The sequence below is a fragment of the Streptomyces sp. NPDC056600 genome (assembly GCF_042792855.1).
Taxonomy (GTDB): Bacteria; Actinomycetota; Actinomycetes; order Streptomycetales; family Streptomycetaceae; genus Streptomyces.
This window is the reverse complement of the sequence record NZ_JBHTVQ010000010.1, coordinates 20,024-33,886: the sequence shown is the minus strand read 5'-3', so window position 1 is coordinate 33,886 and position 13,863 is coordinate 20,024. Positions and strand designations below refer to the sequence as shown.

The window sequence follows — 13,863 nt, the reverse complement described above, 5'->3', positions numbered from 1 at the left end:
CGGATCGGTCATCCGTTGTCACGTACGGCCGCGCGGCGGAGTTCAGCGGGGGACCCGCCTCTAGGACGACACCACGCGCGACACCACGACGCGACGCACGCCCGGCGTCGCCGAGCCGTTGCCGGGCCGCCCGCGGGGCGCGGGCCGGTCCGCGTCGTGATGGACGGACTACCCGCAGGTGGTGACGTCTACCCATGGGTGGGCCCGACGGCGACGTCCGGCCGGACAGGCGATGGGGTGCGGCCGCGGCTGCCGGGGTGGCGGAGTGCACTCGGGGCACGGCGCGGGACCGTGGCGGTGGGCCGGGTGCGGCACCGTGGCGGTGCACGGCGGGCCGTGGTGCGGTGCGAGTTCCGCCGCGGCGATCGGCGCCCGGTCCCCCCGGCGGTGACGCCTCACCGGGCTCACGTGCCGGTCGGCGGGCCCCCGGCGAGCCGGTCGGCCGGCGGTCCGCGCGAGCTGGTCGGCCGGCGATCCGCGCGGGTCGGCGGCTCAGGTCGGTGGCACTCGGGCGGCGAGGCCTGACCGGCCCCGCCGCCCGGGCGCCTCGGCACGGCAGGCGGTCAGCTCGCGCCGGTCAGATCGGCCTCCGTCTCCCGGACGCCGTCGAAGACCGGCGTGCCCCGCGACTCGGTCAGGAGGTAGGCCTGAGCCTCGCCGACGTGGAAGTACATGCCGTTGAGCTCCAGGCGCCCCTCCGCGACGGCCCGGGCGACCGACTCGTGAGCCTTCAGGTGCTCCAGCTGTTGCGCGACGTTGGTGAGACACAGGAGCTCGACCGCGTCCGCCGGCTCCCTGGCGGTCAGCCGCGCCGGAGGACGCGCGGAGGCCACGCGGCGCAGGCTGGGCAGCCCGTGCCGCAGCCACCGCTCCAGCGGTGTCCCGTCGCCGCCCGGCTCCGAGTCGAGCAGGGCCTGCATCGCGCCGCACCCGGAGTGGCCGCAGACCGTGATGGAGCGGACCCGCAGGACGTCCACCGCGTACTCGATGGCGGCGGCCACCGAGTCGTCGCCCGACTCCTCACCCGGCGGTGGCACCAGGTTCCCGACGTTGCGGACGACGAAGAGGTCGCCCGGCCCGCTCGTGGTGATCATCGACGTCACCAGCCGGGAGTCGGCGCAGGTGAGGAAGAGCTGCGCGGGCCGTTGCCCCTCCCGCGCCAGCCTGGCCAGCTCGCTGCGCACCAGCGGGGCGGTGTCCCGCTGGAAGGCGCTGATGCCGCGCACCAGCTCGTGCTCGCTGGGCGGCGGCCCGCCGGGCGCTCCGGAGGCGTCCGGTGGGTCGGGCGGGCAGGGCTCGGCCGCGGTCGGTGTGCCGACGGCCGTCAGGCCCGTGCGCAGACCGGTGAGGCGGACGGAGCCGCCGTGCGCCCGGTGGGAGGTGCGCCAGTCCTGGAGCGACTCGTACGCGGCGTGGTCCACGAAGGAGCCGTGCAGCTCCACCACCGCGTCGGCGCCCTCCGGGATGAGGTGCAGCACCCTGCTGAGCCGGGGAACGGCGAGGAAGGTCAGCTGGCCGCGGACATGGACGCGGTGGACGCCGTCGAGCACCTCGTGGGTGATCCGGGTGTGGGTCAGGCGGTGGAGGGCGACCGCGACCGCGGCGAGCACGCCGACGCCCACGCCCTGCAGGACCCCCAGGAAGGTGACGGCCACGGCGGTGACCGCGTAGACCAAGGCCTCGCGGTGGCGGTTGACCGTGCGGATGTGGTGGAGGGAGACCATCTGGACGCCGATCGCCATCACCAGGGCGGCGAGCGCCGCGAGCGGGATCAGCTCCAGTACGGGCACCAGGAGCAGCGCCGCGGCGGCGATCCACAGGCTGTGCAGCATCGCCGAGTCACGGCTGACCGCGCCGCAGCGGGCGTTCGCCGAACTGCGCACCGCCACGCCCGTGACCGGCAGGCCGCCCAGGGCGCCGGAGGCCATGTTGGCGAAGCCCTGGCCGCGCAGTTCCCGGTCGAGGTCGGCACGCGGCACCGGCGGGCCGCCACGGGTCGCGGCGATCTTGTCCACGGCCACCGCGGAGAGCAGCGTCTCCACTCCGCCGACCAGGGTGATGGTGAGCACCGCCGCGGCCAGCGGCAGCGCGGGGCCCTCGGGGAAACCGGCCAGCGCGTGGTTGGACCAGGAGGGGAGGTCGACGCGGGGGAGGCTGAGCCCCAGGGCGAGGGCGACGGCGGTGGCCGTCAGCATGGCGGCGAGCGCCGCGGGGACGAGGCGCATGATCCGCCCGGCCGCGCCGGGGATCCGCGACCACCCGAGCAGCACCGCCAGGGTCAGGGCGCTGACGGCGACGGCGCCCGGGTGCAGGTCGGCCAACTGTGCGGGCAGCGCGCGGAGATTGTCCGGGACCGAGCTCTGCGGGGTGCCGCCGAGGACGATGTGCAGCTGGGCCACGGCGATGGTGACGCCGATGCCGGCCAGCATGCCGTGCACGATGGCCGGGCTGACGGCGAGGGCGGTGCGGGCCACCCGGAGCCAGCCGAGGGCCACCTGGGTCACGCCGGCGAGGACGGTGACGGCGCAGGTGGTGCGCCATCCGTACTGCTGGATCAAGTCCGCGGTGACCACGGTGAGTCCGGCCGTGGGCCCGCTGACGGTGAGCGGGGCGCCGCCCAGACGGCCGGCGACCAGGCTGCCCACGGCGGCGGCCACCAGGCCGGCCTGGAGGGGAGCGCCGGTGGCCAGCGCGATGCCCAGCGAGAGCGGCAGGGAGATCAGGAACACCGTGACCGAGGCGGACAGGTCGGCGGGCGCGATCCTGAGGCGACGCCACCGGGGCGGCGGACTGTGGGGGCGGTGGATGCGCCCGGCCTCGTGGGCCTCGGCGCGGTCGGGAACGCTGGTGGACATGATGCGCGTTTCTCCTCCGGGACGGCGCGGTCGCGCGAAGGCTCGCCGCGACCGCGGACGACGGCACTGGACTGCGGCACCGGGCCGACCGCATACCGTGCGGATGCGGCGCGTGCCAACTCTCAGTAAACGAACAGTAATTCTGAGTAAAGAGCTCGTACAGAGAAAACGGGCAAATGGCCTGATAAGTCATCCAAAAGGGTGAAGGGTCATTTTCATCGGCTTGTCATATAAATTCTTTCGCTTCATCGTGCGACCGTGACGGCTCCGCCGGGCCTCCGGCGGTCCACCGGGGAGCGCCTCAGTGGGCGCTCGGTCTGAGCGAAGGAAGAAGGTGGGGCGGGAGATGACCGCCAACCGGAGAACTGTCGCCGTGCTCGTGGCGGCGGCGGCCTGCGCCGTGTCACTGGCCGGCTGTGGAGCAGGGGCCGACGGCGCGGCAGGCGCCCAGGGTGCGGCGGGCCCCAAGAAGGGCGCGCAGAAGAAGGCGCCGCAGGTGGTCCGTCTCATCGGGGACGGGTCCACCGCCTATACCGGGGCGCAGCCCCATCTGCCCAAGGCCGAGCGGCTCAAGCCCGGGCAGCGTCCTCCGCAGTTCGTCGTCTTCTCCTGGGACGGCGCCGGCGAGGACGGGCAGAAGCTCTTCTCCCACTTCCGGAAGGTGGCCGCGGAGAACAAGGCCACCATGACCTACTTCCTCAGCGGCGTGTACATGCTGCCGGAGGAGAAACGTTCCCTCTATCAGCCTCCCGGGCACTCCGTGGGAAGTTCCGACATCGGCTTCAACGACGTCCAGGGGGTGGCCGCCACCGTCGAGCAGCTGCGCCAGGCATGGCTCGAGGGCAACGAGATCGGCACCCACTTCAACGGCCACTTCTGCGGGGGCAACGGCGTCGGCAGCTGGTCGGTCGAGCAGTGGAAGAGCGAGATCGCGCAGGCCAAGAGCTTCGTGCAGACCTGGAAGACCAACACCGGTCTCAAGAACGCCCAGCCACTGCCGTTCGACTACGAGAAGGAACTGGTCGGCGGCCGGACGCCCTGCCTGGAGGGGCAGCAGAACTTCCGCGCGGCCGCCCGCGAACTGGGCCTGCGCTACGACACCAGCGGTGTCCGCGAGCAGGTCTGGCCGGAGCGGAAGGACGGGCTGTGGGACCTGTCCATGCACATGGTCCCGGTGCCCGGCCGCGCCTTCGAGACCATCTCCATGGACTACAACTTCATGGTCAACCAGTCCGGGGGCAGCACCCGTGGCAACCCGGCCATGCACCAGCAGTGGGGCGACCAGATGCGGGACGGCCTGATGACCGCCTTCCGCCGCTCGTACGACGGGAACCGGGCGCCGGTGATCATCGGCAACCACTTCGAGTCGTGGAACGGCGGTGTCTACATGCGGGCGGTCGAGGAGGTCGTCAAGGGAGTGTGCACTCAGCCCGAGGTGCGCTGCGTCTCGTTCCGGCAGCTCGCGGACTGGCTGGACGCGCAGGATCCGCAGACGATCGCCAAGCTGCGGACGCTCGGCATCGGACAGGCGCCCCAGGGAGGCTGGCAGCGCTTCATGACGTCCCCGGCAGCTCCCCCGGATCCCGCCGCTCCCGCGGATCCCGCTGCTCCTGCGGATCCCGCCGCCCTTGCGGCTCCTGCGGCTCCTGTGGATCCCGCGGCTCCTGCCGCGCAGGCTCCCGGCCGCTGACCGCACCTCGCCCTCGTCGGACGTCGTGCGGCACCGCTCGCCACGGGGTGCGGCCGGAAACCCCGACCGCACCCCGTGGCGTCATCGCCCGAGAGGCCGGGCGCCGAAGGGTCAGGCCGGCTCGCTCACCCGCTCGTCGAGGACGAAGCCGGGGTCCACCTGCTGTGCCAGGTCGGTCCCCGTCCTCGCGTTCCCCCAGGACTCGGCGTTCCTGAGGTGGAAGTGCACCATCTGGCGGGTGTACCGCTCCCAGTCCCGCGCCTCGTAGCGCGCGTCGGCCGCGGTGCGCAACGCCTCCAGCGCGGCCCGGTCGGCGGCGTCCAGTCGGTCGAAGCACGGGGGCCGGCCCTTCTCCATCGCCCGGACCCAGTCCGAGTGGCCGACCGTCACCAGCAGGTCGTCGCCGACCTCGGCGCGCAGGAACTCGATGTCCTCGGGGCCCTGCACCTTGTTGCCCACGACCTTGAGAGCGACCCCGAAGTCCCGGGCGTACTCCTTGTACTGGCGGTAGACCGAGACGCCCTTGCGGGTGGGCTCGGCGACCAGGAAGGTCATGTCGAATCGGGTGAACATGCCCGAGGCGAACGAGTCGGAGCCGGCCGTCATGTCCACCACGACGTACTCGTCGCGCCCGTCGACCAGGTGGTTCAGGCACATCTCCACGGCGCCGGTCTTGGAGTGGTAGCAGGCCACCCCCAGGTCCGACTCGGTGAAGGGGCCGGTGACCATCAGGCGGACCGCGCCGCCGTCCAGTTCGACCGGGCGGGCGCATGCCTCGTACACCGGGTTCTGCTCCCGTACGCGCAGGAGGCGGGAGCCCTCGCCGGGCGGCGTGGTCTTGATCATCGCCTCGGCGGAGGTGATCCGCGGGTTGGCGCCGCGCAGATAGTCCTTGATGAGGGTGAGGTGCCGGCCCATCGCGGGCAGGGTGGCGGCCTCCGTCTCGTCGAGGCCGAGCGCGGCTCCCAGGTGCTGGTTGATGTCCGCGTCCACGGCGATGACCGGCGCCCCGGAGGCTGCGAGATGGCGTACGAACAGCGAGGACAAGGTCGTCTTGCCGCTGCCGCCCTTGCCGACGAAAGCAATTTTCATGTTCACCTAGCGTAGTGGAATCATCGCTGTGTGTGGCGGATCCGCCGGTAATCGTCCTGACGACCACTCCATCGTGGGGCCTTCGCCGGAACGGCGGTCAAGGCTCGTCCCTCGCCGTCACTTGCTCCGGTGCTCCCCGGGCGGGGCGCCGGACCGGGCGATGTGGGGCCGGGTGAGGGCGCGTAATCTCGTACTCATGAGTACGACTGGCGCGTCCGCCGACCCGCTCGCGGCCCTGGGGTCCCTTCCCGGTGTGGCCGACTCCGTGGAGTCCGTCCGCAAGTACGTCGACCGGGTGTACGGCCACCGCATCATGCGTCGCCGCAGCAACGAGATCACGTCCGAGGCCGCTCTGCGTGGGGCGCGTGGGTCCGCCGCGCTCGCCGGCGCGGACTGGGCGCTGGAGGAGGTCCGCCGCAGGGCCGACTTCAGCGGTGACGACGAGGCCCGGGTGGTGGGCGCCGCGCTGCGGCTCACCGCGGAGGCGGGCCAACTGCTGTCCATCTGGCGTCAGTCACCGCTGCGGGTGCTGGCCCGCCTGCACCTGGTGGCGGCCGCGGGCGGCGGTGACGACATCGGGCGCCCTCGGCTGGCCGGCGAGACGGTCGACGAGCCGCTGATCGAGCTGCCGCTGCCCGACGCGGACGAGGTCGCCGGACGGCTGGACGGGCTCGCCCGGCTCGTCATCGACGGCGGCTCGGCGCCTGCCCTGGTCAAGGCCGCGGTGGTGCACGGCGAGATCCTCGCGCTGCGGCCGTTCCGCTCGCACAACGGTCTGGTGGCCAGGGCCGCCGAGCGGATCGTCCTGGTGGGCAGCGGGCTGGACCCCAAGTCGATCTGTCCGGCCGAGGTGGGGCACGCGGAACTGGGCCGGGCCGCCTATCGGGCGGCCCTGGACGGTTACGTCTCCGGGACTCCGGAGGGGATGAGCGCCTGGATCACGCACTGCGGCAAGGCGGTCGAGCTGGGCGCCCGGGAGTCGACGGCTGTCTGCGAGGCGCTGCAGCGCGGCGCCGCCTGAGGCGCGGCCGGCGGGTGAGGGTCGGGGTCCGACCGCCCCGCCACGGGCTCGCACAGGGTTGCGGCGGCACGAGTTCTCGTGCCGCCGCTCGCATGTCGCCGCCGGGTTACCAAGCGTCCTCGTAAGTCGCCCATCAGGCCGGGAACTTTCTCCCGTGGCCTGGTGCGGCTGGCCCGTAATCGACGGGTCGACGTCGCGTGGGTGCCCGGTCGTTCATGCTGCGGTCCGTGGGGCCATTGCGTTGCGAAGGTCATCCCGTCGGATGTCCCCGGTCTCGCGGGCCGTTAAGTCCTTTGTACTCCTGTTGTGCGGCCTGTGTGAACCCTTGTCGGAATTCGTTTGATTTGCCGTTCAAATAATTCGCTCGAACACTCCGCGCCGTGCGACGGCCGTGCGGGGCGCCGGGGGCTGTCAGACGGAGGCCGCCCGCCTGCGGCTGGTGGCGTACCAGACGAGGGCGGCCGCCGCCGCGGCGCCGACCGTGGCCGCGGCGACCAGCACCGGGCGGGAGGGGGTCGTGAAGTTCGGTACCCGCTGCTTCAGGCGGACCGGTCGGCTGAAGTCGAGGATCGGCCAGCCGCGGGTCAGCGCCTCACGGCGCAGCGACCGGTCCGGATTGACGGCGTGCGGGTGGCCCACCGTCTCCAGCATGGGCAGGTCCGTCGCCGAGTCGCTGTAGGCGTAGCAACGGGTCAGGTCGTAGCCCTCGGACGCGGCCAGCTCGCGGATGGCCTCGGCCTTGGTGGGGCCGTAGGCGTAGTACTCGACCTCGCCGGTGAAGCGGCCGTCGTCGCCGACCACCATCCGGGTGGCCACCACCCGATCGGCGCCCAGCATCTCGCCGATCGGCTCGACCATCACCGACCCGGAGGTCGAGACGATCACCACGTCACGTCCGGCCAGGTGGTGCTCCTCGATCAGCGAGGCGGCCTCGTCGTAGATGATCGGGTCGATGAGGTCGTGCAGGGTCTCGGCGATGATGTCCCTGACCTGCTGGACGTCCCAGCCGCGGCACATGGCGGACATGTGCTTCCGCATGCGTTCCATCTGGTCGTGGTCGGCGCCGCCCGCCAGGAAGACGAACTGGATGTACGCCGTGCGCAGGGCGGCGCGGCGATTGATCAGTCCGCCTTGGTAGAAGGACCTGCCGAAGGTGAGCGTGCTCGACTTCGCGATGACCGTCTTGTCCAGGTCGAAGAAGGCCGCGGTGCGGGGCAAGGAGTGGTTTTCCACAAGGCGAGCATAGGGGGCAGCCATTCGGCGTAAGGTGTGGCGCGTGGGTTTGCCTGAGAAGCCTCTCGGGTACACCATGGAAGTCACGGATCGTTCGCGACCGTGCTAACCCGGTCCGGCTCCTCCCCCCCCGAGTCGGATCGTGGATGACGACCCCCGCTCTCCCCCCCGGCGGGGGTCGTCGCATGTCCGGACGGGTTTTCGCCCCCCGGGCCAGGCGGTCGGACCCTCTCTCGCAGAGGGTCCGGCCGCCTTTTGCGTGCCCGCGAGTGGTGACTGTCGGTAATCGAGGGGATGCGGCCGGGTTGCCTCTTCGCGGCGGCTCCGCGCGCCGGTGAGTCATGCCCTCGCGCATCGCTCGTGGGGGTGAACCCGATATGCACATTCGCCGGGTTGTCCCCCGTTTTCCACCAAGATCCACTTCTTTTTCCGTTGTGCCACACGGTGTTTCCGAAGCGCCCGGAGGTCGACGGTTCGTGTCTTCGCCGTCCCGTTTTCCGCCCGCGCCGCTGAGTTCCGACATCAGTTCCGACACCGACGGCCGGGGAGACATGCCCTCCCCGCGCGGGCAGGAGGCAGCAGCCATGACCGGACGTACCCCCGACACCCCGAGAACACCCGCCGGCGGTCCCGGCCGGGGAGCGGGCGTACCGCTCATCGTGACCGAGGACCCGCTGCTCCTCGACGATCTGCTGCGGCTGTGCGCCGCGGCCGGGGCGACCCCCGAGGTGCATCCCGGGCCACCCGGCAGGCGCTCCGTCTGGGAGGGCGCGCCGCTCGTCCTGATCGGGGACGACGCCGCCCGCCGGGTACGGGGCGCGCCGCGCAGACCGGGCGTCGTCCTGGTCGGGCGGGACCCGGACGATCCCGGGGTGTGGCGTCACGCCGTCGAGATCGGCGCCGACCACGTGCTGGTGCTGCCGGACGGCGAGCAATGGCTCACGGACCGGATCGCCGACGTCGTGGAGGGCGTGGGCCGCCCCGCCCTCACGGTCGGGGTCATCGGCGGCCGGGGCGGGGCCGGAGCCTCCACGCTGGCCTGCGCGCTGGCCGTCACCTCCGCCCGTGGCGGGGTGCGCACGCTTCTGGTGGACGCCGACCCCCTCGGGGGAGGGCTGGACGTCCTGCTGGGCGGCGAGGCCGCCGAAGGGCTGCGCTGGCCCGCCTTCGCCTCCTCGCGGGGCCGGCTGGGCGGCGGGGCGCTCGAGGAGTCCCTGCCCAGCCTCCACTCGCTACGGGTGCTGAGCTGGGACCGCGGTGACTGCGTGAGCGTTCCCCCCGACGCCGTGCGTGCCGTGCTGGCGGCGGCCCGGCGCGGCGGCGGCGCGGTGGTCGTGGACCTGCCCCGGCGGGTCGACGAGGGCGTCGCGGAGATCCTGGCGCAGCTGGACCTGGCCGTGCTGGTGGTGCCCGCGGAGATCAGGGCGGTGGCCGCGGCAGGCCGGGTGGCCTCGATGGCCGGGATGGTGCTGCGGGACCTCAGGGTCGCCGTCCGCGGGCCCCACGCACCGGGTCTCGACGGCACGGAGGTCGCCCGGCTGCTGGGCCTCCCCCTGCTCGGGGAGGTCCCGGCCGATCCGGACCTGCGTCCACCCGCGACGGCCTCGCTGCCTCCCGGGGCGGCGCCCCGGGCCCCGTTGACCCGGTTCTGCCGTCAGTTCTGGGACCGCGCGACGGCTTCGGCCGGTGGGCGATGAACGCCCGCACGGGGAGCATGAACGCCCGCAGGAGCAGCATGAACGCCCGCGCGGGGAGCGGAGCCCCTCAGGACGCCGGGTCCACGGGAGAGCTGATCGACGGAGTGCGTCGCTGGCTGGCCGAGAGCGGAGCCGACCCCACACCGGCCCGGGTGGCCCAGGCGCTGCGCGAGCGAGGCGGCCGCGTGCTCGGGGACGAGGAGGTGCTGGGCGCGGCGGTGCGGCTGCGTTCCGAACTGGTGGGAAGCGGACCGCTGGAACCGCTGCTCGCCGACCCCGCGGTGACGGACGTCCTGGTGTCCGCGCCGGACCGGGTGTGGGTGGACCGGGGCACGGGGCTGGAACTGACCGGCATCGCCTTCCCGGACGCCGTGGCGGTGCGCCGGCTGGCCCAGCGGCTGGCCTCCGTGGCCGGACGCCGCCTCGACGACGCCCGCCCCTGGGTGGACGCGCGGCTGCCCGACGGGACACGGCTGCACGCCGTGCTCCCACCGGTCGCGGTGGGCTGCGCCTGCCTCTCGCTGCGGGTGGTCCGTCCGCGTGCCTTCACCCTCGGCGAGCTGACCGGCGCCGGAATGCTGCCGCCCAGCGGGGAGGGGGTGCTGCGGGCCCTGGTGGACGCCCGGCTGTCCTTCCTGATCAGCGGAGGCACCGGGACCGGCAAGACCACGCTGCTCAGCGCGCTGCTGGGCCTGGCCGGCCCGGCCGAGCGCATCGTGCTGGCCGAGGACTCGGCGGAGCTGCGGCCGGAGCACCCCCACGTCGTCCGGCTGGAGAGCAGACCGGCGAACCAGGAGGGGGCCGGGCTGGTGACGCTCGAGGACCTGGTGCGGCAGGCGCTCCGGATGCGGCCCGACCGGCTGGTGGTGGGCGAGGTGCGCGGGGCCGAGGTGGTGCATCTGCTGGCCGCGCTCAACACCGGACACAGCGGGTGCGGAACGGTGCACGCCAACGCGGCCGCGGACGTCCCGGCCCGGCTGGAGGCCCTGGGGACGGCTGCCGGCCTCGACCGGGCCGCACTGCACAGCCAGCTCGCCGCGGCGCTGTCGGTGGTGATCCACCTCGTACGTGATCGCGGCGGACGCCGTCGGATCGCCGAGGTGCGGGTGCTGGAGCGCGACGCGGCGGGGCTGGTGCGGACGGTGCCCGCCCTGCGGTGGGGCGAGCGGGCCTTCGTGCCGCAGGCCGGGTGGGAGCACCTGGTGCGGCTGCTGGACGCCGGGACTCCGGACGGTGCGGAGCAGCGGGCGGAGCGGTGCGCCGAGGAGCCCGCGCCGGAGCGGGCCGGTGCGGGGGAGGCGTGGTGACCGTCGGGGCCGCGGGAGCGGTCGGGGCGGGGAGCGGGGCGGTCGCGGTGGCGGCGGTGTGCGCGGCGGCAGGCCTCTGGTGGTGGCCGGGAGCGAGGTCGCAGGCTCCTCGGGCACGAGCCATGGCGCGGGCGGCGCGGACGCGATCCGGTCCCGTGACCGTGGAGACAGGCCCGTGCGGCGGGCCGGACGGAGGCCTTGAGCGCGTTCTGTGGGGCGGGTCGGCCCGGCTTCTCGATCCGGTTCTCCGGGCCCGTGGGCGTCGGCCTGGAGCCGAGTGGTGGGCTCCGGTGGCCGGGGGAGTGGTGGCGCTGCTGGGCTCCTCGCTCCTCCCCTTGGCGTTGGGCATGGCGGCCGTGCCCATGGTGCGGAGGGTGCGGCGCGCATCCGGCGTGCGGGCGGAGCACGACCGGCGGGCAGAGGCGGTGATCGCCCTGTGCGGTGCGCTGGCGGGCGAGGTGCGCGCGGGCCGTCAGCCGGGAGAGGCCCTGACCCTGGTGCTGAGCGAGGAGGGCGGCGGCGTGCTCGACCGGGCCCTCGCTCCGGCGGTGGCGGCCGCGCGCTTCGGCGGTGACGTCGCCACGGCCCTGATGGGTGCGGCGTGTGCCCCTGGAGCGGAAGGACTGCGCGGACTGGCGGCGTGCTGGCGGGTTGCGGTGGACCGTGGTGCGGGACTCGCCGACGGCCTGGAGCGGCTCGACGCGGCTCTGCGGTCGGAGCGGGACCGGCGCGCCGACCTCCGGTCCCAGCTGGCGGGCGCCAGAGCCACCACCGTGATGCTCGCCGGGCTGCCCGCCCTCGGTCTGCTCCTGGGCACGGCGATGGGAGCCGGTCCGCTGCGGATCCTCCTGCACACCGGGCCTGGGCTGGGGTGCCTGGCCGTCGGCGGGGGACTGGAGGCCGCTGGCCTGTGGTGGGCGTCGCGCATCGTCCGCGGGGCGGAGGTGGAGGCATGACCTGGCCGGGTGCCGTGACGGCGCTGGTGGTGACGGCCGGGCTGGTCTGGGCGGCGGGTGAGGTCGCCGGGCGCCGGGGTGCGGGACGTGGCCGTCGGCGGGCGGCAGCGCTGCTGGGACGACCCGCCGGGTCGCCGCCCGCCGTGCGGTGGCGGTGGCCGCCCGGTGGGACGGCGAGGCGTCGGGCAGCGGCCCTGGGTGCGGTCGTCGTGGGCTGGCTGCTCGTCGGAGGGCTGCCCGGGCTGGCGGTGGGCGTGGTGTCCGGGCTCGTCATGGAGCGACGACTCGGACGACAGGCCGCCCGGGAGGCCGGTGCGGACCGCGGTGCGGCCCAGGCGGCCCAGCAGCTGCCGCTCGCCGCCGACCTGCTGGCCGCGTGCGTCGAGGCCGGGGCCGAACCCGTGGTCGCGGCGCGGGCCGTCGGCGAGGCGCTCGGCGGGCCGCTGGGAGAGCGGCTGGCTCAGGGTGCGGCCGAGGTCCGGCTCGGGGGAGACGCGGCCGGCGCCTGGCAGCGTCTGGCCGCCGTTCCGGGCGCGGACCCCCTCGCCCGGCTCATCGAACGGGCGGGTGAGTCGGGTCTGCCGGCGGCCGCCCCCGCCGCCCGTCTGGCCGCCGAGGCCCGCGCGGCGGGAGACCGGGCGGCCACCGCGCGGGCCCGCAGAGCGGGCGTGCTGATCACCGGACCGGTGGGCCTCTGTTTTCTCCCGGCCTTCATCGCGATCGGGGTGCTCCCGGTGGTCATCGGCCTGGCGGACGGCGCGCTCGGCAGCGGCCCGTGAGCACGCACCACCACCCGTGGGCGTGCTCCCCGAAGGACTCCGCCGCACGGATGCGGCGGACATCGAGAAAACCAACGGAACGAACGACCTGGAGGTCGGAATGCGGAACATGACACGACGAGCGCGTGGGCTGCGGGGCAGGCTGCTGTACCTGGTCCGCAGGGTCGACAGGGCCCATCGGGACGCGGGCATGGTCACGTCCGAGTACGCGATGGGCATCGTGGCAGCCGTTGCCTTCGCGGCGGTGCTCTACAAGGTGGTGACCAGTGGTCAGGTCGACGCCGAGCTGCAGGGACTGGTGAAGAAGGCGCTCGATGGAGGGCCATGAGGCCGGGCGGCCGACACGGGACCGGCAGAGCGGGATGGTGACCGCCGAGACCGCCGTCACCCTGCCGCTGCTGGTCCTCTTCGGGGTGGCGCTGGTGTGGGCCCTGATGGCGACTGCCGCGCAGATCCAGTGCGTGGACGCGGCCCGGGCCGGCGCCCGGGCCGCTGCCCGCCAGGACCCCGAGGACGCGGTTCTGGCCGTCGCCCGGCGAGCCGCCCCGGAAGGAGCGAGTGTGACCGTGGGCCGGAGCGACGGCCTCGTCCGGGTACGGGTGGTGGCCCGCCTTCCGGGTGCCGGCGCCCTGCCGTTCGAGGTACGGCACGAGGCGGTCACGCCGGCCGAGGAGACCGTCGGGGCCGGACCGTGAGGAGCCAGGGCGGGACGAGCCAGGGCGGGACGAGCCGGTGCGTGAGGAGCCGGTGCGTGAGGAGCCGGGCCGCGAGGAGCGGGGGCGGGAGAGGCCGGGGCGACCGTGGGTCGGCCACGGTCTGGACGGGCGGATTCATGAGCGCCCTCTGCGTGGTCTTCGCGGCGGTGCTCGCGATGAGCGAGGCGGTGGTGGTGCGGCACCGCGCCTCGGCGGCAGCCGATCTGGCGGCGCTGGCGGCGGCGCGGCACTGGCCCGACGGCACCGCGGCCGCCTGCGCGCAGGCCGACCGGGTGGTCCGGGCCCAGCGGGTGCAGCTCGTCAGGTGCGAGCTCGTGGGAGAGGTGGCCGATGTCGTCGCGGAGGCCGGCCACGGTCCCTTCACGGCGGAGTCCCGGGCCAGAGCCGGACCACCGGCTCGGGACCCGCCGCCCACCGGCGGCGCACCCGGCCCGCCCGCCTCCCCGGCCTCTCCCGCGGGGGAGGTGCCTGGCCCGCCGTCGGCTCCGTCGCCGCTCCCGGCGCCGTCGTAGGCGCC

At 74.2% G+C, this 13,863-nt stretch carries 12 protein-coding genes; 9 read left to right on the top strand and 3 right to left on the bottom strand.

Annotated elements, in window-relative coordinates; all coding sequences use genetic code 11:
* Positions 1–563: 563 nt before the first annotated feature.
* The gene (locus ACFRAV_RS07890; RefSeq protein WP_382552562.1) at positions 564–2,855 is read right to left on the bottom strand and encodes a SulP family inorganic anion transporter; all 2,292 of its coding nucleotides are present in this window, start codon (positions 2,853–2,855) and stop codon (positions 564–566) included.
* Between the two features lie 346 nt (positions 2,856–3,201).
* Between ACFRAV_RS07890 and ACFRAV_RS07885 the strand changes: the two genes are divergently transcribed.
* A complete protein-coding gene (locus ACFRAV_RS07885) occupies positions 3,202–4,545 on the top strand; it encodes a hypothetical protein (RefSeq protein WP_382552561.1) in 1,344 nt (447 codons plus the stop codon).
* A 111-nt stretch (positions 4,546–4,656) separates the two neighbouring features.
* Here the strand turns inward: ACFRAV_RS07885 and ACFRAV_RS07880 are convergent, their stop codons facing one another.
* The gene (locus ACFRAV_RS07880) at positions 4,657–5,637 is read right to left on the bottom strand and encodes an ATP-binding protein (protein WP_382552560.1); all 981 of its coding nucleotides are present in this window, start codon (positions 5,635–5,637) and stop codon (positions 4,657–4,659) included.
* 196 nt (positions 5,638–5,833) lie between these two features.
* Between ACFRAV_RS07880 and ACFRAV_RS07875 the strand changes: the two genes are divergently transcribed.
* Positions 5,834–6,658 carry an oxidoreductase gene (locus tag ACFRAV_RS07875; protein WP_382552558.1) on the top strand — a complete coding sequence of 275 codons (825 nt, stop codon included), beginning with the start codon at positions 5,834–5,836 and terminating at the stop codon, positions 6,656–6,658.
* Positions 6,659–7,069: 411 nt separating this feature from the next.
* On the opposite strand, the gene ACFRAV_RS07870 is transcribed toward ACFRAV_RS07875, so the two are convergent.
* A complete protein-coding gene (locus tag ACFRAV_RS07870) occupies positions 7,070–7,915 on the bottom strand; it encodes an HAD family hydrolase (RefSeq protein WP_382552556.1) in 846 nt (281 codons plus the stop codon).
* A gap of 560 nt (positions 7,916–8,475) precedes the next feature.
* On the opposite strand from ACFRAV_RS07870, the gene ssd reads away from it, so the two are divergent.
* The 7 genes from ssd to ACFRAV_RS07835 all read left to right on the top strand — a co-directional run bounded on the left by ssd (position 8,476) and on the right by ACFRAV_RS07835 (position 13,858).
* Positions 8,476–9,588, top strand: coding sequence for a septum site-determining protein Ssd (ssd, locus tag ACFRAV_RS07865; RefSeq protein ID WP_382552554.1), 1,113 nt, complete (start codon positions 8,476–8,478; stop codon positions 9,586–9,588).
* A 38-nt stretch (positions 9,589–9,626) separates the two neighbouring features.
* A complete protein-coding gene (locus tag ACFRAV_RS07860; RefSeq protein ID WP_382552552.1) occupies positions 9,627–10,895 on the top strand; it encodes a TadA family conjugal transfer-associated ATPase in 1,269 nt (422 codons plus the stop codon).
* A 290-nt stretch (positions 10,896–11,185) separates the two neighbouring features.
* On the top strand, positions 11,186–11,851 hold the full coding sequence (locus tag ACFRAV_RS07855) for a type II secretion system F family protein (protein WP_382552551.1): 666 nt from the start codon (positions 11,186–11,188) through the stop codon (positions 11,849–11,851).
* A complete protein-coding gene (locus ACFRAV_RS07850) occupies positions 11,848–12,630 on the top strand; it encodes a type II secretion system F family protein (RefSeq protein ID WP_382552549.1) in 783 nt (260 codons plus the stop codon). The genes ACFRAV_RS07855 and ACFRAV_RS07850 overlap by 4 nt, the downstream gene beginning before the upstream one ends.
* Before the next feature lie 100 nt (positions 12,631–12,730).
* The gene (locus tag ACFRAV_RS07845) at positions 12,731–12,958 is read left to right on the top strand and encodes a DUF4244 domain-containing protein (RefSeq protein ID WP_382552547.1); all 228 of its coding nucleotides are present in this window, start codon (positions 12,731–12,733) and stop codon (positions 12,956–12,958) included.
* Entirely contained in the window at positions 12,945–13,325 is a 381-nt protein-coding gene (locus ACFRAV_RS07840; protein ID WP_382552545.1) for a TadE family type IV pilus minor pilin, read from the top strand. The genes ACFRAV_RS07845 and ACFRAV_RS07840 overlap by 14 nt, the downstream gene beginning before the upstream one ends.
* Before the next feature lie 41 nt (positions 13,326–13,366).
* On the top strand, positions 13,367–13,858 hold the full coding sequence (locus ACFRAV_RS07835; RefSeq protein ID WP_382552543.1) for an Rv3654c family TadE-like protein: 492 nt from the start codon (positions 13,367–13,369) through the stop codon (positions 13,856–13,858).
* Positions 13,859–13,863: the final 5 nt, after the last annotated feature.